The following is a 19,009-nucleotide window of genomic DNA, read 5'->3' on the forward strand; positions in this document are numbered from 1 at the left end:
GTACATTTGCCGCTATTTTTGGCAGTAACAGAATAATAAAAGCCCGCTTAATTCTCCTTAAGCGGGCTTTCTATTCTCTAACGCAACACACCTTACTCCCAGGCGCGCTCCGCCTTCGTGGCGTCAAACACCGGCGGTGGCCTGCGGAAGCGGCGAGTGAGGAAGGCCAGATACAGAATGCCGACCGCCGCCCATACCAGTCCAAGCGTCAGGGATGTGACTTCCAGGTTCACCCACAGCACCGCCACCGTCGCCGCACCAATCAGCGGCAAAATGAGGTAGTGCAGTTTCTCACGCCAGGTTTTATTGCGCCCTTCACGACGCCAGAAGTGGTTAAACACCGACAGATTCACGAAGGTAAAGGCCACCAATGCGCCAAAGTTGATCAGCGCCGTCGCCGTCACCAGGTCAAAGAACAGCGCGGACAGAGCCACGATCCCCACCATGATCACGTTCAGCGCCGGGGTGCGCCATTTCGGGTGCACGTAGCCGAAGTATTTTTCCGGGAAGACGTTGTCGCGCCCCATCACATAAAGCAGGCGAGAAACGCTGGCGTGGGAGGCAAGCCCGGAAGCCAGGGTATTCACAAAGGTCGTGCAGAGGAAAATCGACTGGAACAACTTGCCGCCGACATAGAGGGCAATCTCCGGCAGCGCTGCGTCCGGGTTTTTAAAGCGGCTGATGTCCGGGAAGAACAGCTGCATAAAGAACGAGGCAACGATAAAGATAATGCCGCCGTAGGCCGCAGTCAGGAAAATGGCTTTAGGAATGGTGCGCGCCGCATCGGGTGTCTCTTCCGACAGCGTGGTCACCGCATCAAAGCCGAGGAACGAGAAGCAGACTATCGTCGCGCCTGTAATCACCGGGATCAGGTGCGCATTTTCGCTGATAAACGGCTGTAGCGACCAGACAGTGCCCACACCTTCGCCTTTGTGCAGCCCCTGCACCACCAGAATGATAAACACCACCATGATGGCAATTTGGACCAGCACAAACAGGGTATTGAAGTTCGCCACCAGATTGACGCTCTTCAGGTTGGCCGCCGTCAGGATGCAGACAAAACCTACCACCCAAATCCACGGCGGGACTTCAGGGAACAGCGCCGAAAGGTAGATTTTTGCCAGCAGGACGTTAATCATCGGCAGGAACAGGTAGTCCAGCAGCGAGGACCAGCCCACCATAAAGCCTACGTGCGGGCTGATGGCCTTTTGGGCATAGGTATAAGCTGAGCCCGCCTGCGGGAACTGGCGTACCAGTTTGCCGTAGCTGATGGCGGTGAACAGCACTCCCGCCAGCGCAAGCAGGTAAGATGCCGGAACGTGGCCGTCGCTGATGCCGGACACAATCCCGAAGGTATCAAACACCGACATCGGCGTGAGATAGGCCAGGCCCATCACCACCACCTGCCAGAGTTTCAGAGATTTACGCAGCTGCGGTTTCCCCGCCTGCGAAGCAATGTCTACGGTAGAGTTAGTCGCCATGACGATGTCCCCCCACGCGGATACAGGTTTGCGAAACATTGTTCGTTCGGGCAAACCTGCTTAGCCTGGGGGTTAATCGTAACTGTCGGGGTACGGGAATAAGGTTCACGCAGGCCGCTGGCCCGTCGTTGTCAATACGGCAGCAGCGTTCGCCCTCGCCGTGCGGATATTTAAACATTTGCGTCTGCATCATTTCATTTCCTCGTCGTACACATTGTCGTTAACTGAAGACCCGTTGCCGCCCGCGCTCCATTACGCGACTTCGGGAAATGGCAGGTTGCCCTGCAAAACGTCCGGCCTGGCTCCGCTCAGTCCGTATGATGCTACTTATTTATTAGCGTGCCCGGCCATGTAAGCTCTGCCGGGCAGGCGCCACAATCAGGCGTTTTTCAGCATCCACTCAATTTCAGTTTCTGTGATTAAACGCTCAAACTGCACCAGCTCATCGTGTTTGCACGCATGGAAAACGTGGCTGAAACGCTCGCCCAGCAGGTCGCGCAGATGATCGTTCTGGGTGAACTCCCACAATGCGTCGCTCTGGCGGATCGGGAACGGCAGCCCTTCCTGCTCCAGCCCGTTGCCTTCCACTTCTTCCTGCAGCGGCAGGTCGTTGTCCAGTCCGTGTAAAATCCCGGCCAGGATTGTCGCCATCACCAGATACGGGTTGGCATCCGCCCCCGCCACGCGATACTCCACGCGGTGGTTGTCCCGGTCGCCGCACGGAATGCGTAGCGCCACGGTGCGGTTGTTATGCCCCCACGAAGCCTGAGTCGGGACGTACATCCCCGGCTGGAAGCGGCGCCACGAGTTCACGTTCGGGGCCAGCAGCGCCATCGACGACGGCATCAGGTGGATCATGCCCGCCAGCGCGCGTTTCAGCAGCGCTGAGTCTTCGCCATCGGCGTCCGCCAGCACGTTTTCGCCTTTGTTATTCAGCACGCTAATGTGGATATGCATCCCGCTGCCCGCATGCTCTTCATACGGCTTCGCCATAAAAGTGGCGTGCATCTTATGCTTCTCTGCGACAGTTCGCACCAGGCGTTTTAACGCCAGCGCATCATCGCAGGCATCCAGCACGTTATCGGTGTGGTGCAGGTTGATTTCGAACTGCCCCGGCGAAGCTTCCGCTACCGCGCCGTCGGCGGGGATCAGCTGCAGGCGAGCCAGATCGTCGATATCGGTCAGCACATCGGCAAAGTGGTTCAGGTTATCGACGGAGTAGACCTGGCTTTGGGTATTGCGGTCGTCAGTGCCCGGCGCGCAGGGCGGCTGCAGGTAGCCTTCGGCGTCACGCTGGCGATCAATTAAATAGAACTCCAGCTCTACCGCTACCACGGGGAATAGCCCACGCTGGCGCAGCTGCTGCCAGAGTCGGTTCAGCACGTTCCGCGGCTCAACGTCAAAGGGAGCGCCATCTTCATCCAGCATGGTCAGCATCATCTGGCCGATGAATTCCGGGTCAGCCGCCGAAGGGGTGAGCGTGCCCAGCACCGGCACACAGCGGCGGTCCGGCTCACCCAGCTCCTGCCCCAGCCCGGCCTCTTCTACTACGTTCCCAAGAATATCCATGGCAAACACGGAAGCCGGGAAGTAACAGCCCTTCTCTACCTTACGCAGCCCGGCCACCGGAATTCGTTTTCCCCGGAAGCAGCCGTTAAGGTCAGTGAGAAGGACATCGACATATTGGGTATTAGGATAACGTTCAAGGAAGGTATTCACTTCGCGTGCAAACGCGCTACTTCGTCTATCTTCGGAATGCTGAACAAAATTCTCAACTTCTACGATATTGGTTTCCATGATTCACCGCCGTTGCGTTGGATGCCGGTCGCTGATGTCGACCGTTAAATATAATGTCCACTTATCGACAATGGTGCGAAATAAAATGTTTGTCAAATGTTAATTTAAGTTTGCAAGACAGTTAAACCACTGCTAAGTTGAGAAAATATTGAACGGAAATGGCCAACATGGAATCGTTTGGAAATAATTTAGTCCAGAATGTGAGGTTGATCATGGTCGATATATTTGACAAGCCGTTAATCGGTGTTGTGATGTGCAGAAACAGGCTTAAGGGTCATCTGACCCAAACGTTGCAAGAAAAGTACCTGAATGCGGTATTGAACGCGGGCGGCTTACCCATAGCCCTTCCCCACGCGCTGGCAGAGCCTGAACTGCTGGAAGCGCTGCTGCCAAAACTGGACGGGATCTTCCTGCCGGGCAGCCCCAGCAACGTGCAGCCGCACCTCTATGGTGAAAACGGCGATGAGCCTGACGCCGACCCCGGGCGTGATGAACTGAGCATGGCGCTTATCGCCGCCGGGCTCAAAAGGCGCATCCCCATTTTCGCCATCTGCCGGGGTTTACAGGAACTTGTTGTCGCCACCGGCGGGACTCTGTATCGTCGCCTGAGCGATCGTCCTGAGTTTCTGGAGCACCGTGAAGATCCGGAACTCCCGGTGGAGCAGCAGTATGCCCCATCACACGAAGTCCAGGTTCATGAGGGAGGATTGCTTTCGCAGTTGATACCGGGCTGCAACACGTTTTGGGTGAATTCATTACATGGCCAGGGAGCGAAAACGCTGGGTCCGCTGCTGCGCGTCGAGGCGCGTTCACAGGATGGTCTGGTGGAAGCTGCGAGCGTTCACGATCATCCTTTTGCCCTCGGGGTTCAGTGGCATCCGGAATGGAACAGTAGCGAATATGCACTATCGCGTTTGTTGCTTGAGGGTTTTATCACCGCCAGTCAGAACCACCTCGCTGAAAAGCAGCGGCTCTGACCACTACCGTTAAGGAAATGCCACTATGAGCGATGACGGCCTGGCGCCGGGTAAACGTTTGTCAGAGATCCGCCAGCAATTGGGTCTGTCTCAACGTCGTGCCGCCGAACTGTCTGGATTAACGCATAGCGCCATCAGCACCATAGAACAGGACAAAGTCAGTCCTGCCATCAGTACGCTGCAAAAGCTGCTGAAAGTCTACGGGCTGTCGCTCTCCGAGTTCTTCGCGGAACCGGAAAAACCTGATGAGCCGCAGGTCGTTATCAATTACGACGATCTGATTGAAATAGGCAGTCAGGGTGTTTCAATGAAATTAATACACAATGGGAATCCTAACCGTACGCTGGCGATGATCATTGAGACCTATCAACCGGGAACCACCACCGGCGAGAGGATCAAACACCAGGGTGAGGAGACGGGCACGATACTGGAAGGTGAAGTGGTTTTGACCGTTAACGGCCAGACCTGGCACCTGGTTGCGGGGCAAAGTTATGCCATTAATACCGGCATGCCGCACAGCTTCAGCAACACCTCGGCAGGCATCTGCCGCATTATCAGCGCCCACACCCCCACCACGTTCTAATTATTTTCAGGCCTGAGTATTCAGGCCTTATTTCCAAACCTTTTTTAACAGGACTTATTTCCTGGGGCTTTTTGCAGCCCAAATTTGCCTGAAGAACCCAGTAAGGCCATTTATCCGATTGAATAAAAGGAGTCATCATGGACTTTCAGCATCTTAATTACTGGCAGGAGAAAGCCAAAAATACCTCGCCGGAAACTCGCTTGTTTATTAACGGTGAATATTGCGCTGCGCAGGACGGTGAAACATTTAGTACCGTCGATCCTTTTGCACAGCGTGACCTTGCCGAAGTGGCGCGAGGCAAAAAAGCGGACGTCGATATTGCGGTGAAGGCCGCCCGCGATGTCTTTGATCGCGGTGACTGGGCGCAGGCTTCCCCGGCCAAACGCAAAGCCGTTCTCAGTAAGCTGGCAGATCTAATGGAACAGCATCACGAGGAGCTGGCGCTGCTGGAAACGCTCGACACCGGCAAGCCTATCCGCCATAGCCTGCGTGATGATATTCCGGGCAGCGCCCGCGCTATTCGCTGGTACGCTGAAGCCATCGACAAAGTGTACGGCGAAGTCGCCACCACCGGCGTTAACGAGCTGGCGCTGATTGTGCGCGAACCTGTTGGCGTGATTGCCGCCGTTGTGCCGTGGAACTTCCCGCTGCTGCTGGCCTGCTGGAAGCTCGGCCCGGCGCTGGCGGCAGGCAACAGCGTGATCCTTAAGCCTTCTGAAAAATCACCGCTGTCGGCGATTCGTCTTGCGGCTCTGGCTAAAGAAGCAGGCCTGCCGGACGGCGTGTTTAACGTCGTGAGCGGACTTGGTCATGAGGCAGGCCAGGCGCTGGCTCAGCACCCGGACGTGGACGTGATTACCTTCACCGGCTCCACCCGCACCGGCAAACAGCTGCTGAAAGATGCGGGCGACAGCAATATGAAACGTGTCTGGCTCGAAGCCGGCGGAAAAAGCGCCAACATCGTTTTTGCCGACTGCCCGGACCTGTCAAAAGCCGCGGCAACCACCGCCGCAGGTATTTTCTATAACCAGGGCCAGGTCTGCATCGCAGGGACGCGCCTGCTGCTGGAAGAAAGCATTGCCGACGAGTTTATTGCCCTGCTGAAAGAGCAGGCGAAAAACTGGCAGCCCGGCAACCCGCTCGACCCGGAAACCACTATGGGGACGCTGATCGACTGCGCCCACGCCGACAACGTTCACGGCTTTATTCGCGACGGGGAAAGCCAGGGCAAGCTGGCGCTCGACGGGCGGAACAGCACTCACCCGGCGGCTATCGGCCCGACAATCTTCACCGACACAACCGCAGATGCACGGGTCGGCAAGGAAGAGATCTTCGGCCCGGTGCTCGTCGTCACTCGCTTCACCTCCGAAGCCCAGGCGCTAGCCCTTGCCAACGACAGCGACTATGGCCTCGGCGCCGCCGTGTGGACCCGGGATCTCTCCCGCGCCCACCGCATGAGCCGCAGCCTTAAAGCCGGTTCCGTTTTCGTCAATAACTACAACGACGGCGATATGACCGTCCCGTTCGGCGGCTACAAGCAGAGCGGCAACGGCCGCGATAAATCCCTGCATGCCCTTGAGAAATTTAGCGAACTGAAAACCATCTGGATTGCCCTGGAGCCTTCATCATGACTGAACATACCACCAGCTATTACGCGGCCAGCGCCAACCAATATGAGCCGTTCCCGCAGCTGAACGAGTCCGTGACCTGCGATGTGTGCGTGGTTGGCGGCGGCTACACCGGCCTTTCGTCCGCGCTGCATCTGTCAGAAATGGGTTATGACGTGGTGCTCTTAGAATCCGCACGCATCGGTTTCGGTGCCAGCGGGCGCAACGGCGGGCAACTGGTGAACTCCTACAGCCGCGACATCGACGTGATTGAGCGCCGCTATGGCCCGGAAGCAGCCAAAATGCTCGGCAGTATGATGTTCGAAGGCGGGGAAATTATTCGCGAGCGCATCAAGCGCTACCAGATTGACTGTGACTATCGCCCGGGCGGCCTCTTTGTAGCGATGAACCACAAACAAATGGAAACTCTGGAAGAGCAAAAGGCCAACTGGGAACGCTACGGCAACACCCAGCTTGAACTGCTGGACGCCAGCGAACTGAAGCGCGAGGTGAACAGCGACCGCTACGTCGGCGCCCTGCTCGACCACAGCGGCGGCCATATTCATCCGCTCAATCTGGCCATTGGCGAGGCCAATGCGATTCGCCTGAACGGCGGGCGCATTTTCGAGCAGTCTCCGGTGACCCACATTGAGCATGCCAGCCCGGCCATCGTCAGCACAGAAAAAGGTAAGGTCACGGCGAAGTACGTGATCGTCGCCGGCAACGCTTACCTCGGCAATAAACTCGAACCTGAACTGGCGAAGCGCAGCATGCCGTGCGGCACGCAGGTACTGACCACCGAGCCGCTGGGGGAAGATCTGGCCCGTTCGCTGATCCCGAGAAATTACTGCGTGGAGGATTGTAATTACCTGCTGGATTACTACCGCCTGACCGCCGATAACCGCCTGCTGTACGGCGGCGGCGTGGTGTACGGCGCCCGTGACCCGGCGGATATTGAACGCCTGGTGATGCCAAACCTGCTGAAAACCTTCCCGCAGCTGAAAGGCGTGAAGATTGACTACAGCTGGACCGGGAACTTCCTGCTGACGCTGTCTCGCCTGCCGCAGGTGGGCCGTCTGGATAAGAATATTTATTACAGCCAGGGCTGCAGCGGGCACGGCGTGACCTATACCCACCTGGCTGGCCGCCTGATTGCAGAACTGCTGCGCGGCGATGCGGAACGCTTCAATGCCTTCGCCAACCTGCCGCATTACCCGTTCCCGGGTGGCCGCACGTTCCGCATTCCGTTTACCGCAATGGGCGCGGCTTACTACAGTCTTCGCGATCGCCTTGGGGTTTAATTTGCCTTCGCTATTGTTCGAAAGGCTCGGTCACGCTGAGACTGACGAGCAATAACCCGACGCACGGAGCGATCCCCTCCGTGCGTTTTTTTATTAACGGCCCACCGCTGTATGACCGCCAAAACTTCACGTTACGTTAGATATAATTAAGGAAAAAATAAGGTGGTTTAAAGTAATTTACAGTCAATAACACCCAGATATTACCAGCCAGAATTTTTGAAAGTCTTCATCAATAACCCCCGCTATTCATTGCTTAAGCGGCAACGTAGCATGCAACGCATTCACCGACGACTCGCCTTATTACCTAAATTGAGAGACTCATTATGATGCGTAAACTGATTAACTCCGCCCTGGCCCTGACCGTATTGACCGCCCTTACCGGTACAGCTTTAGCCGCGACCGAAGTCCAGCAAACCGGCACCGGACAAAGCATTGGCTCGGTATCAACCAGCGGGGCAACCACCCTGGACCAGGCGATAAATCAACTTTCTGACAAAGCAGATAAAGCCGGTGCCACATCCTTTAAGGTGACTTCCGCTGGCGGGCAAAATAAACTTTTTGCTACTGCAGAATTATTCAAATAAATAAAAGCTCGCGATATGCGAGCTTTTATTTTTCTGACTGAATATTACAGTCGCCCGGTTTCCGTGGCGGCTGTATTTATTTGGACTGGCATCCCCGAGCGCCTGTTAAGGGCTTCACTTACCACCGACGTATTCACCCCAGACGCCTGAGTTTCGCTGCGCAATACGGCGGTCATTGGCAGCGGCACTTTCTTGTCGGACTCAAACTCCGCGCGGTTGCGCGACAGCGGCTCGTGAACCTCCAGCCAGCGTTTGCCGTCCGGCTCAGTGGTTATCTTTACCGGCTGGTCAATCAACTGCACGCGTGTCCCGACCGGCACATTATCGAACAGGAATTTAATATCGTCGTTGCGCAGGCGGATACAACCCTGGCTGACGCGCAGGCCGATACCAAAATTGGCATTGGTGCCGTGAATGGCGTACAGCTTGCCGATGTAAATGGCGTACAGGCCCATCGGGTTATCCGGCCCCGGCGGCACAAAGGCAGGCAGCGTTTTGCCTTCTTTGGCGTATTCACGACGGGTATTAGGGGTTGGCGTCCAGGCCGGGGCATCCTGCTTGCGCTCAACGCGGGTGACCCAGTTGCGCGGCGTTTCGCGTCCGGCCTGGCCGATACCTATCGGCAGGATTTCTACGGTGTTAGTGTCCTTCGGATAATAATAAAGGCGCATTTCCGCCACGTTCACCACGATCCCTTCCCGCACGGTATCCGGCAAAATAACCTGCTGCGGAATCACCAGCTGCGTGCCCACTTTAGGCAGGAACGGATCGACGCCCGGATTGGCCTCCAGCATATTGCTGAAGCCCTGCCCGTACTGAGCAGCAAAGTGTTCCAGCGGCTCCTTGTTCCCTTCCGGCACGGTAATCGTCAGGGGCGCGCCAACAAGGCGGCTGCCTTCCTGCGGTAAAGGATATGTCACGGCCATCGCGCTCTGCGTGACCGCCGCCAGAGCAAATGCCAGCGTGGAGAAACGAATCATAATTTCCCTGTTAGTTAACATGATGTGAATGCATTAAGCATAACCGCCCTGAGACAATTCTGTAAGGATTAGGCGTTAATATGTCTATTAATTGTACAGTCGGGTTGCGACCGCTGGCTTGAGAGGGCATGATGTCCTCTTGTTTTTAAAGGAGACGTTATGCAGGAATTGATATCCGCCCTCGAGCAATACGGCATTCAACCCGGCCACACCACTTCCCTGATCGTCATTTTCGGCATCATTTTTCTTACCGCGCTGGTGGTGCATTTTATTCTGCACGGCATTGTTCTGCGTGCCTTTGAGAAGCGCGCGCAGTCCAGCTCCAGCCTCTCTTTGCAGATAATCACCCAGAACAAACTGTTTCAGCGGCTGGCGTTTCTGCTGCAGGGCATCATCGTTAACGTTCAGGCGGTGCTGTGGCTGCAAAAAGGCAGCGATGCGGCAACCATTCTGACCACCTGCGCCCAGCTGTGGGTCATGCTTTACGCGCTAATGTCCTTCTTCTCGCTGCTGGACGTGATCTTCGGCCTGTCGGGGAAATTCGCCTTTGCTTCTCAGCTACCGCTGAAAGGCATTTTCCAGGGCGTGAAGCTGCTGGCCGCGATTATCGTCGGCATCATGATGGTTTCGCTGCTGATCGGCAAATCCCCGGCAATATTGATAAGCGGCCTTGGCGCAATGGCCGCCGTGCTGATGTTGGTGTTTAAAGATCCGATTCTCGGCCTGGTTGCAGGGATCCAGCTTTCTGCCAACAGCATGCTGAAAATGGGCGACTGGCTGGAAATGCCGAAATACGGCGCGGACGGGGCGGTGATCGACATCGGCCTGACGACGGTAAAAGTCCGTAACTGGGACAACACCATTACCACTATCCCAACCTACGCGCTGGTGTCTGACGCGTTTAAAAACTGGAGCGGGATGTCAGCTTCCGGCGGGCGGCGCATCAAACGCAGCGTGAACATCGACACCACCAGCATCCGTTTTCTGTCGCAGGACGAGCAGGAGAAGCTGCTTAAAGCGAAACTGCTGCAGCCGTATATGGCCGAACGCGGGAAAGAGATCAGCGAATACAACCAGCAGCACGCCGACGATTCAGTGCTGAACCAGCGCCAAATGACCAACGTCGGTACCTTCCGGGCATATCTGAATGAGTACCTGCGTAGCCACCCGCGTATTCGCAAAGACATGACGCTGATGGTGCGCCAGCTTGCCCCTGAAAGCGAAGGGCTGCCGGTGGAGATCTATGCCTTCACCAACACCGTGGTTTGGGCAGAGTATGAAAGCATTCAGGCCGACATCTTCGACCACATTTTTGCCGTGGTGGACGAGTTCGGCCTGCGTATTCACCAGACGCCAACCGGCAACGACATGCGGGCCATTGCCGGGGCTTTTGAGCGCTAAACGGCGCTTTCTTCCTGAACGGTAAGCGGTTCTTTCGGCGGTCGCGGGTATTTTTTCAGCCAGCGGCCGCTGACCATTCGCCAGTAGAAGCACGCGCCGCGCACCGCCCAGTCGCCAAACATCCCGAGCCAAACGCCCACTACGCCCATGCCCAATACAATCCCCAGCGTGTAGCCGGCGATAACACGACAGCCCCACATCCCCGCCATTGACACCCACATGGCAAAACGTGCGTCACGGGCGCCCTTCAGCCCGGCAGGTAACACCCAGGAAGCGGCCCAGATAGGCATAAAGGCGGCGTTCATCCACAGCAGGACTTTCACGACTTCTTTGACGTCATCTTCGCTGGTGTAGAACGAGGCGAACAGCCCGGCGAACGGCGCGGTTCCCCACGCAATAATTGTCAGGCCAATGGTGGCGAGCCAGAACGTGTGGCGCAGCTGGCGCTCGGCCTGGCCGATTTGCCCTTTCCCGAGCCGCCTGCCGACGATGATCGTCGAGGCTGACCCGAGGGCGTTACCCGGCAGGTTAATCAGTGAGGCCACCGAGAAGGCAATAAAGTTACCGGCGATCACGTTGGTCCCCATCCCGGCAACGAACATCTGCGTCAACAGCTTGCCGCCGTTGAACAGCACCGATTCGACGCTGGCCGGAATGCCGATGCCGAGCACTTCCCACAAAATGCCCCAGTTGAGCGGCGTAAAGTAGCTTTTCAGCGAGATGCGCAGCGCCGGGTTAAAGCCAATCATCAGTACGAAGATAATGCCCGCCGCACCGATGTAGCGGGAAATCGTCAGCCCCAGCCCCGCACCAACAAAGCCCAGGCCGCCCCAGCCAAAGATGCCGTAGATAAGGATGCTGCTGATGATGATGTTGAGGATGTTCATGCCGCCGTTAATCAGCAGCGGAATTTTTGTGTTCCCCGCCCCGCGCAACGCGCCGCTACCGATCAGCGCAATGGCTGCCGCCGGGTAGCTCCAGACGGTGGTTTGCAGATAAGAGAGTGCGAGAGCTTTAACTTCCGGCGTGGCGTTCCCGGCAATCACATCGATGATGTGCGTGCCCGCGAGGTGAATGCCTGCGGCCATGATAAAAGAAACTATGGTCATCAGCACCAGTGACTGCCGGGCCGCCGCCCTCGCCCGCTCCGGATCCAGCCTGCCGAAGCTGAACGCCACCACCACCGTGGTGCCGAGGTCGATAGCGGCGAAGAACGCCATGATCACCATGTTAAAACTGTCTGCGAGCCCTACGCCCGCCATAGCCTCTTTCCCTAACCAACTGACGAGGAAGGTACTGAGCACGCCCATCAGCAAAACACAGGTGTTTTCAAGGAAGATTGGCACCGCCAGCGGCGTTATCTCACGCCAGAACAGCACCCGATAACTCTTACGTTTGGCGTACCACGGCGTTTTCGCCACGGTCTGGCGAAGGACTGCATGTAAGTTCAAGCGAGGACCTGCAAGGAAAGATAAAACGGCATTTCAAATAATGGGCGACAAATCGTTATCCTGCAAAGGATTTTTTTGTCTCTGATTGCCTGAAAAGGCAACAAGATGTTGATAGTTTCCGCAAACGCACCAGAGGGTGAGATTTTGCCTTTGACAAGCCACGGAGCCGCCGCTAATATTCGCCCCGTTCACACGATTCCTCTGTAGTTCAGTCGGTAGAACGGCGGACTGTTAATCCGTATGTCACTGGTTCGAGTCCAGTCAGAGGAGCCATATTTGAGAAGCCCGCTTAAGGAAACTTAAGCGGGCTTTTTGCTGTTGGTGATTCAGGAAAAGCCGTTACTTTCCGCCGCCAAGTTCGATGAATAATCCGTTGTTGTCGATGAAAAAACCATATCGATAGACTTTGTTATTCAGCGTATAGGACGTTTGGTAGATGTAGCCACGGGTAAGCGGAACCTTTATGCAGGTATCTGGATAAATGAGGTGTTTGAACTCAACGGTGGCAAGATCTTTATCGTAACCATCCTGGATAGATGAAATCGAATAACGACTTAGCACATCGGATTTATCAACAGTAAAGCAGAGATTGCCGTTAATAATATCATAACTCCTCCATTCGCCTACGCCGATATTTTCACCGACACAGCCTACAAGCAAAATACAAACGGGAATAAATGCAGCAAAATACTTCATAAAGGAAATCTCCCCAATATTTTCTTGTACTGAGTCAACAGTGAAACCATCGGTTGCGCAGGGTTTAAGTCGCGAAGATTGTAGGTATAGTCTGCGACCCAGGAGAAAGCCCCTCGAGTCCGCACCCAAATCCCCCGTTGATGTTGCCAGACATGCATCATTTCATGCATAGAAAGATGGCAAGCATCGATAGAATTACGCTGGGGGGCGGAGAAATCAGGCTCATAGATGCCTTCCTGGAACCAAATTTCTCCGCTAGTTTTCTTTAGGTTTATCCGATTAATATCTATAGAGTAACATATCAGCACCGAACGCCAGGCGTGAGAGCTTTGCTGTTTTTACTATGAAATTATTTTCCGAAGCGAGGAAACGGGATAGTTTATTGTATACAGCAGGATCATGCATTCTACATATATACTCCAGCTGATTATAAATCTCAGACCATGTTTCCTTATGATATCTGGAATATCCTGCCCTTGATTTAAACTGCTTTACGTATTCACTGACACTATCTCTCTTGAATCTCATTTCACGATAAATCGGTCTGGGCTCTGAACAAAAATAAACATGTGACTCTGATTTATTAAAGCAAATTGAATGTTCATCATCATCCGGTAGTTTTCCTATGCTGCTGGGTTGGATCCAAATTGAATTAATAGAAATAGATGAATTAAAATAATTATCGTGAAGCTCTACGCTTTTATGAAATTTTGGTGCCACATAGAACACAGGATTACCAGAGTTTTCAAGATGAAGTAATAATTCATGCTGCTTTGAATGCCTTTGCGCATGAAGATTAAATCGATAATACGATCCGCGAAAAGTGGTGTAGTGCGAAGCGTTTGCGCGACTAAGAAAATCCGTTCTTTTGAATTGCAAGAAAAAAGGCAAACCATCTATATTTAACCCGACATCATAACCACCGCCATCACGCCCTTCGTCAATGAGGGAAGGAAATGTAGGAACGGATCTAAAGCCGAAAGTTCGGGATAACTCTTCAACAAGCGTATATCCATATGTAAATTCAGAAAACTGTGATTTCATTTAACATCCTTAAATCAGCTGTGTTATCACGATAACTTTAAGATATGAATTGTTATCGTTAAAATAACGTCCCAATCTTTAAAACTGCATGACTCTCACTGTAAAACATGATTTTCATTCAGATTCAAAAAAGCTCCCCTGTTACCACAACTGAGTCATGCTATCTGAAAGTACTTTTTTTTCAACCCCAAAAATAAGTAGGTCTATATTTATACCTATCTCTCTCAGCCTAATCATTCTATTCGGGGATAATTTTAATCTCTGATGATAATAAGCCAGGCTAAAAACGATAACGGCTTTTCTTGATTAATTTGTGTATCAAGAGGCTTAACATTGAATAAATCGAAAAAACAATGCTGGTATCCAACGGATATCATTGCAGGTTTGCGGAAGAAAGGAGTGTTACGGGCCATAAAAAGATACTAATGAATTTATGGCCGAACATGGACGTTACTCGAAAAAGGCCTGCGCTACAAAACTATAGGAATATGTTCCTGGTGGGGGAGTATAATCCCCGGTCGCTCTAAAGATAAGGGTGGCATCGCCATCAACAATAATAGCGCTTGAGCCCGCCGATCTGTTGGCGCGTGACGGAAGGTACTCTGCTTCCTTTATTACATAGCTTGCGGTGGTATTATCAAGCGAGGCCGCGAGGCCGCCCGTTTCGGTTTCGACGGTAACAGTAGAACCATTCCTTGATATGGGGGTTCTGTCTCCCGCTATAGCTACCTTAATACCTTCCGGTGCGCCCGGTAGTTTAACATTCAGCGTCGCCACAACATCCCCGCTATTTATACGCCCCGAAAATGTTTTCGGGTCATCCGCATAAAACTCAAGGGCTGAATACTGATTAACTGTGAGATCGGTTGTGGCTGTAACTATTGTCCCGGAGCCCCCTTCGGGCTGGGTGGCCAATACACCTGATGCTAAAAACCAGGCTGAGAACATGCTTAGCGTAAAGCGTTTATTTTTCATACCTAACCTCTCTGAAATGGCGGAGATTAGCAAAATGCGCCGCAGTCCCATAACTTTAAGATGTAAATTAAGACAATTAAAACCCTTGATTAACTAATCAAGCCTTTCATGCGCTTAATGCTTAATATTAATTAAAAACACCGTCTAGCAATGCATAACATTGCTAGACGGGTAAACAGAGGATTTTCTAGGGGTTACTCGGTAAATGCTTGAGCAATAAATGTATAGTTATATTTACCCGGGGTAAGACTTGGCTTTTCGTCCCTAGAGATGAAATTAATATTCACATCCGCGCCAGTGCCGTCGACAACAATAGCAGCGGCACCGGAAGTATCACGATCCTTGCCACCCTCTGGGATATACTCGCTACCCTTCAAAACACTTGCATCAGCAAGTACGGCATGGATACTAGTTAGCTCATTCCCCGCATTGTACTCATCATTGCGGAGATTTCCGGTTGAAACAGCCATGGAATTTACCACTCCTGCTATAGCTACCTGCATACCTTGCGGTGCATTAATCGTAAGATCAAATAACGGCTCACCAGCCTTGATATACCCGTTAAATTTATTCGCGGTGCTTGAACTGAATTTTAAATCTGAAAACTGATCCACCGTGATCGAGGCTGTAGTCTGAGAGCCACCAATACCAATCCACTTTGGCGCAGCCAGCGCGCTGGACGCTAAAAACATGCCTGATAATACACTTAAAGCCACGAAACCTTTTTTCATAATACATTCCCGTATTTGTCAATTTAAATAAATGCTCCTTAGAAAGCGAGGGATAAGCTAGCAAAGCACGCCTCAATTTTGAAATTTAAAGACATGAATTAAGATTGTTAATTTCTTTAAGTATGCAAATTAAATTTAACAAAAATGACATTAAATAAAGGAAATTTATTTATATTTTAGGGGGTAGATATTGGCCATATCTTTCAATGAAGGAAAATAAAAACAGGGGACGTTCGCATCAGTTAGCATGCTTTTGACATTAGCTGGCTGAAGTCATGCAGCCCCAAAACAATGAGGCTGTTTAATCTAAAAATTTACAGTTCCAACTCCCACTCCTCTCCCCCCAGCACCTTACCATTGACCTGGATCTCAATCCGCTGCACGCCGGGGTAATACTGGCGGGTGGTGATTGTCTTTACCGCATGCTTTTTCTCTATCGTTACCGTTCCGTTAGCCGGGAGTTCGAACGTGCGCAGTTTGAAGACCTTCGGGGTGAGGCTGCCGTTGGCTTTCATAAAGTGGATCACGTAATCGACCACGATATTTTGCGGGGCGTTGCTGGTTGAGCGCAGGCTGACGTTAAATTCCAGGTTTTCGCCCAGGGCGATCGCTTTTTGTTTGAGGGAGAAAGCATCCAGCGCGACATCTGCGCCGTGCTGCACGCCGATCAGCGCCAGCGCATCCGGATCGCCATTCTTAATTAAGGTTCTAAGAGAATGCCGGGTTATCCACGCGATTTTTTTCACGTCGTCACTGCCAGACTGTTTCGCCTGCTGCTGCCAGCTTTGCAGGAGCTGAATCACGTAGTCCGGGTGGTCTTTGGTGATGTCATTGAGGTGGTTGGCGACGCTTTTTCTGACGTAAAGCTCCGGGTCGAACTTCAGGGCGTCCAGAATGGCTCTGGTTCCCGCCGGGTCCTTGATAAACAGATGCAGCTTCTCGCCCCACGGCACGCGCGGGCGTGTGCCTTCCGAGGCCCAGCGGCGGATGTCCACGCTTTCGTCCTTCGCACACTGTAGAAGGAAGCGCATAGTTTCTTCCGGGTTCTGTTTAATAAAGGGACGCACCGCCCATTCGGCAGTAAAACAGACGGTGACCACTTTCAGGGCTTCGAGGGAAAGTGCCGGGTGGTTCAGGCCATAGACCTGAATAAACTCCGCAAATGGCCAGACGGCAAAGCCGCGCAGCTTGTTCTCTTTTAGCACCGAAACCACTACAGCCAATGCAGCCGGGTAGTCCTGCGGCAGCTCAGCTGCCAGCGCATCTCGGATGACCTGGACTCTGGCCTTCATTTCCAGCTTATCGAGGTTTTCCGCCTGGTTTAAAAACGCTTCGGCGTTAAAGGCGGGATAATGCCGCGCGATTAAGCTCGCGATGTCCTGCAAAAGCGCATGATTAAAGGCATGTTTAAACGCGTTCTGATTTTCGACGGACTCACTCACTGCACTACTCCATGGCGGATAACGTATTGCCGGAGTCTATCACTGTTTTTTCTTTGCTTTTTAGCCGTTTGCTACAAAAGATTATTAAGAAACAGCATTGACTGTTCTGGAGGGACTTTCGCTTCATTCACAAAATGACACCGTATAGCAATGCATAACATTGCTATACGGATAAACAGCGGATTTTTTTAGCTGTTACTCAGTAAATGCCTGGGCAACAAAACTATAGCCATATTTACCAGGCGTAATACCATAGTTATCCCTAGAAGCGATAAATACAACTTTAGTTTCAGCACCAGTACCGTCAACAACAACAGCCCCAGCCCCAGCATTATTAGCGTCAATCACGCCTGGTGGAATATACGCATTACTTTTCAAAAAACTCTTGTCTGCAAGAGTTGCGGTAATAGAGCTACCTCCGTTGGGGGCAGTGGAGCTGCTGATATCCCCCGCAGAAGCCCCTAACGAAATAACATCACCTGCCACCGCCACCTTCATACCTTGCGGCGCAGTCACCGTAAGTTCAAACAATTCATCCCCCGCGTTGACAATTCCGTTGAACGATTTCGAACTGCTTGCGCCAAATTTTAAATCTGAAAATGCACTTACGCTAAACGAGGCTTCTGCCTGGGCGAGAGAATCACCAATCCACTGCTTCGGCGCAGCCAGTGCGCTGGACGCTAAAAACATGCCTGATAATACGCTTAAAGCAACGAAACTCTTTTTCATACTCATGATATACACATCCATATTTATCAATTGAAACAATATGCTTCTTAGAAAGCGAGGCATAAGCTACCCGAGCACACTTTGAATCCAAAGCCTCAAGATATAAATTAAGATTATTAATTTCCTCAGGAATATGAACGACATTTAACAAAAATAATATTCAATAAGGGAGGCGTATTCAGACTTTGGAAATTCGGCGCGATTAAGCTCGCGATGTCCTGCAAAAGCGCATGATTAAAGGCATGTTTAAACGCGTGCTGATTTTCGACGGACTCACTCACTGCATGACTCCGGGCGGGTAACGCATTGTCGGAGTCTGTCTCAGTTTTTATTTTCTTTTTAGCCGTTTACTACAAAAACTGGCTAGCTGATTCGCCCTGGGTTCGTCAGCACCTGGCGGAATTTTTCTATGTCGCAAATCACGTATTCATGGGCCACTTTCTGAATGTACTGCTCTTCTATCAGCTGGTTGATCACCCGGCGATAAGTTCTCTCGGAGCAGCCAAAGCGCTCGGCCTCACGGGACACCTGCGAGAAATCCACCAGCGGCTTGTTCTGCTGATGGCGTTCATACAGGTCGGCCACGATGTTAAACACCAGCGGCTGCAGGAAACGCTCCATGGTTCTCGCCATTCCACGCTGGTAGCTGGTAGAAAGCAGCTGGCTGAGCCAGACGCCGACTTCCGCGTGGCTGGTCAGAATGGCGTCCATCATCGCCAGCGGAATGACTTTTACCGTCATAGTGTCGTGGGCCACGACCGAGAACTGGCTCGGCGTATGGGTGAGGTATTCAATCTCGCCGATGATAGTGTCGCTGACAAAGCGCTGCCCCAGGCTGAATGCCTTCCCGTTTTCGGCGTTGTAATGCATGGTGTACTCGCCGAGCGTGATCCAGTAGAGCGCTTTGATCTCCTCGCCCTGGCGCAGAATAAATTCATCGGGGCCGATCTCTTTGCTTTTAAGCGGCGCGGCGTACACGGCATCGCGCAGGATCTGGTGCCCGCGCTGAGCGAATTGCTGAATAATATTCATGGTGTTGTCGCTCTCCGGCAGGCTGCCATGCAGCTCAATAAGGTCATTAACCCGTCAAGTATTGCCTGTTTCGCCAGAGTCCGCGGCGAAAAAGGCGGCTGAGATTAACTATCGCCCCTCGGTATTGTCAATACTCCGCGTTTTGCTCACCCCTTGCCATCCCTGGCGTTTCTCTTTTCTTGCAAAGGCAAAAATCAA

At 52.7% G+C, this 19,009-nt stretch carries 17 protein-coding genes and 1 tRNA gene; 7 read left to right on the forward strand and 11 right to left on the reverse strand.

Annotated features, from left to right (window positions below; translation table 11 throughout):
- Positions 1 to 92: 92 nt before the first annotated feature.
- Positions 93 to 1,481, reverse strand: a complete 1,389-nt coding sequence (locus LH23_RS19935) for an APC family permease (RefSeq protein WP_039297012.1) — start codon at positions 1,479 to 1,481, stop codon at positions 93 to 95.
- Positions 1,482 to 1,859: 378 nt separating this feature from the next.
- Positions 1,860 to 3,278, reverse strand: coding sequence for a glutamine synthetase family protein (locus tag LH23_RS19940; protein WP_039294991.1), 1,419 nt, complete (start codon positions 3,276 to 3,278; stop codon positions 1,860 to 1,862).
- 212 nt (positions 3,279 to 3,490) lie between these two features.
- Between LH23_RS19940 and puuD the strand changes: the two genes are divergently transcribed.
- The 5 genes from puuD (at position 3,491) to LH23_RS19965 (ending at position 8,330) form a co-directional block, all read left to right on the forward strand.
- Positions 3,491 to 4,255, forward strand: coding sequence for a gamma-glutamyl-gamma-aminobutyrate hydrolase (puuD, locus tag LH23_RS19945; protein ID WP_008454959.1), 765 nt, complete (start codon positions 3,491 to 3,493; stop codon positions 4,253 to 4,255).
- A gap of 25 nt (positions 4,256 to 4,280) precedes the next feature.
- The gene (puuR, locus tag LH23_RS19950; RefSeq protein ID WP_039294996.1) at positions 4,281 to 4,838 is read left to right on the forward strand and encodes an HTH-type transcriptional regulator PuuR; all 558 of its coding nucleotides are present in this window, start codon (positions 4,281 to 4,283) and stop codon (positions 4,836 to 4,838) included.
- 137 nt (positions 4,839 to 4,975) lie between these two features.
- On the forward strand, positions 4,976 to 6,469 hold the full coding sequence (gene puuC / locus LH23_RS19955; protein WP_039294999.1) for an aldehyde dehydrogenase PuuC: 1,494 nt from the start codon (positions 4,976 to 4,978) through the stop codon (positions 6,467 to 6,469).
- Positions 6,466 to 7,746 (forward strand): NAD(P)/FAD-dependent oxidoreductase, encoded by a 1,281-nt coding sequence (locus tag LH23_RS19960; RefSeq protein WP_039295002.1) that lies wholly within the window; start codon positions 6,466 to 6,468, stop codon positions 7,744 to 7,746. Before puuC ends, LH23_RS19960 begins: the two co-directional genes overlap by 4 nt.
- Before the next feature lie 323 nt (positions 7,747 to 8,069).
- Complete coding sequence (locus LH23_RS19965; RefSeq protein ID WP_052050381.1) at positions 8,070 to 8,330, forward strand: DUF1471 domain-containing protein; 261 nt, start codon at positions 8,070 to 8,072, stop codon at positions 8,328 to 8,330.
- A gap of 44 nt (positions 8,331 to 8,374) precedes the next feature.
- On the opposite strand, the gene ldtA is transcribed toward LH23_RS19965, so the two are convergent.
- Positions 8,375 to 9,310: a L,D-transpeptidase gene (ldtA, locus tag LH23_RS19970; RefSeq protein ID WP_039295005.1), complete on the reverse strand. Its 936-nt coding sequence runs from the start codon at positions 9,308 to 9,310 to the stop codon at positions 8,375 to 8,377.
- 159 nt (positions 9,311 to 9,469) lie between these two features.
- Here ldtA and LH23_RS19975 point away from each other — a divergent pair, with 159 nt between their 5' ends.
- The gene (locus tag LH23_RS19975) at positions 9,470 to 10,711 is read left to right on the forward strand and encodes a mechanosensitive ion channel family protein (RefSeq protein WP_039295008.1); all 1,242 of its coding nucleotides are present in this window, start codon (positions 9,470 to 9,472) and stop codon (positions 10,709 to 10,711) included.
- On the opposite strand, the gene LH23_RS19980 is transcribed toward LH23_RS19975, so the two are convergent.
- Complete coding sequence (locus LH23_RS19980; protein WP_039295011.1) at positions 10,708 to 12,162, reverse strand: EmmdR/YeeO family multidrug/toxin efflux MATE transporter; 1,455 nt, start codon at positions 12,160 to 12,162, stop codon at positions 10,708 to 10,710. The genes LH23_RS19975 and LH23_RS19980 overlap by 4 nt on opposite strands.
- A gap of 197 nt (positions 12,163 to 12,359) precedes the next feature.
- Here LH23_RS19980 and LH23_RS19985 point away from each other — a divergent pair.
- Positions 12,360 to 12,435, forward strand: a tRNA-Asn gene (locus LH23_RS19985).
- A gap of 66 nt (positions 12,436 to 12,501) precedes the next feature.
- On the opposite strand, the gene LH23_RS19990 is transcribed toward LH23_RS19985, so the two are convergent.
- The 7 genes from LH23_RS19990 to LH23_RS20015 form a co-directional block, all read right to left on the reverse strand.
- Entirely contained in the window at positions 12,502 to 12,858 is a 357-nt protein-coding gene (locus tag LH23_RS19990) for a putative T6SS immunity periplasmic lipoprotein (protein ID WP_039295014.1), read from the reverse strand.
- A 279-nt stretch (positions 12,859 to 13,137) separates the two neighbouring features.
- The gene (locus LH23_RS24115) at positions 13,138 to 13,902 is read right to left on the reverse strand and encodes a hypothetical protein (protein ID WP_156108068.1); all 765 of its coding nucleotides are present in this window, start codon (positions 13,900 to 13,902) and stop codon (positions 13,138 to 13,140) included.
- Positions 13,903 to 14,352: 450 nt separating this feature from the next.
- Positions 14,353 to 14,877, reverse strand: a complete 525-nt coding sequence (locus tag LH23_RS19995; protein WP_156108069.1) for a hypothetical protein — start codon at positions 14,875 to 14,877, stop codon at positions 14,353 to 14,355.
- A gap of 194 nt (positions 14,878 to 15,071) precedes the next feature.
- Positions 15,072 to 15,608 (reverse strand): hypothetical protein, encoded by a 537-nt coding sequence (locus LH23_RS20000; protein WP_039295020.1) that lies wholly within the window; start codon positions 15,606 to 15,608, stop codon positions 15,072 to 15,074.
- A gap of 314 nt (positions 15,609 to 15,922) precedes the next feature.
- On the reverse strand, positions 15,923 to 17,050 hold the full coding sequence (locus tag LH23_RS20005; protein WP_039295023.1) for a DNA alkylation repair protein: 1,128 nt from the start codon (positions 17,048 to 17,050) through the stop codon (positions 15,923 to 15,925).
- Between the two features lie 195 nt (positions 17,051 to 17,245).
- Positions 17,246 to 17,785, reverse strand: a complete 540-nt coding sequence (locus LH23_RS20010) for a hypothetical protein (protein WP_156108070.1) — start codon at positions 17,783 to 17,785, stop codon at positions 17,246 to 17,248.
- A 357-nt stretch (positions 17,786 to 18,142) separates the two neighbouring features.
- A complete protein-coding gene (locus LH23_RS20015; RefSeq protein ID WP_039295030.1) occupies positions 18,143 to 18,811 on the reverse strand; it encodes a Crp/Fnr family transcriptional regulator in 669 nt (222 codons plus the stop codon).
- Between the last annotated feature and the right edge of the window lie 198 nt (positions 18,812 to 19,009).

This window comes from Cedecea neteri (genome assembly GCF_000758305.1).
Classification (GTDB): domain Bacteria; phylum Pseudomonadota; class Gammaproteobacteria; order Enterobacterales; family Enterobacteriaceae; genus Cedecea; species Cedecea neteri_C.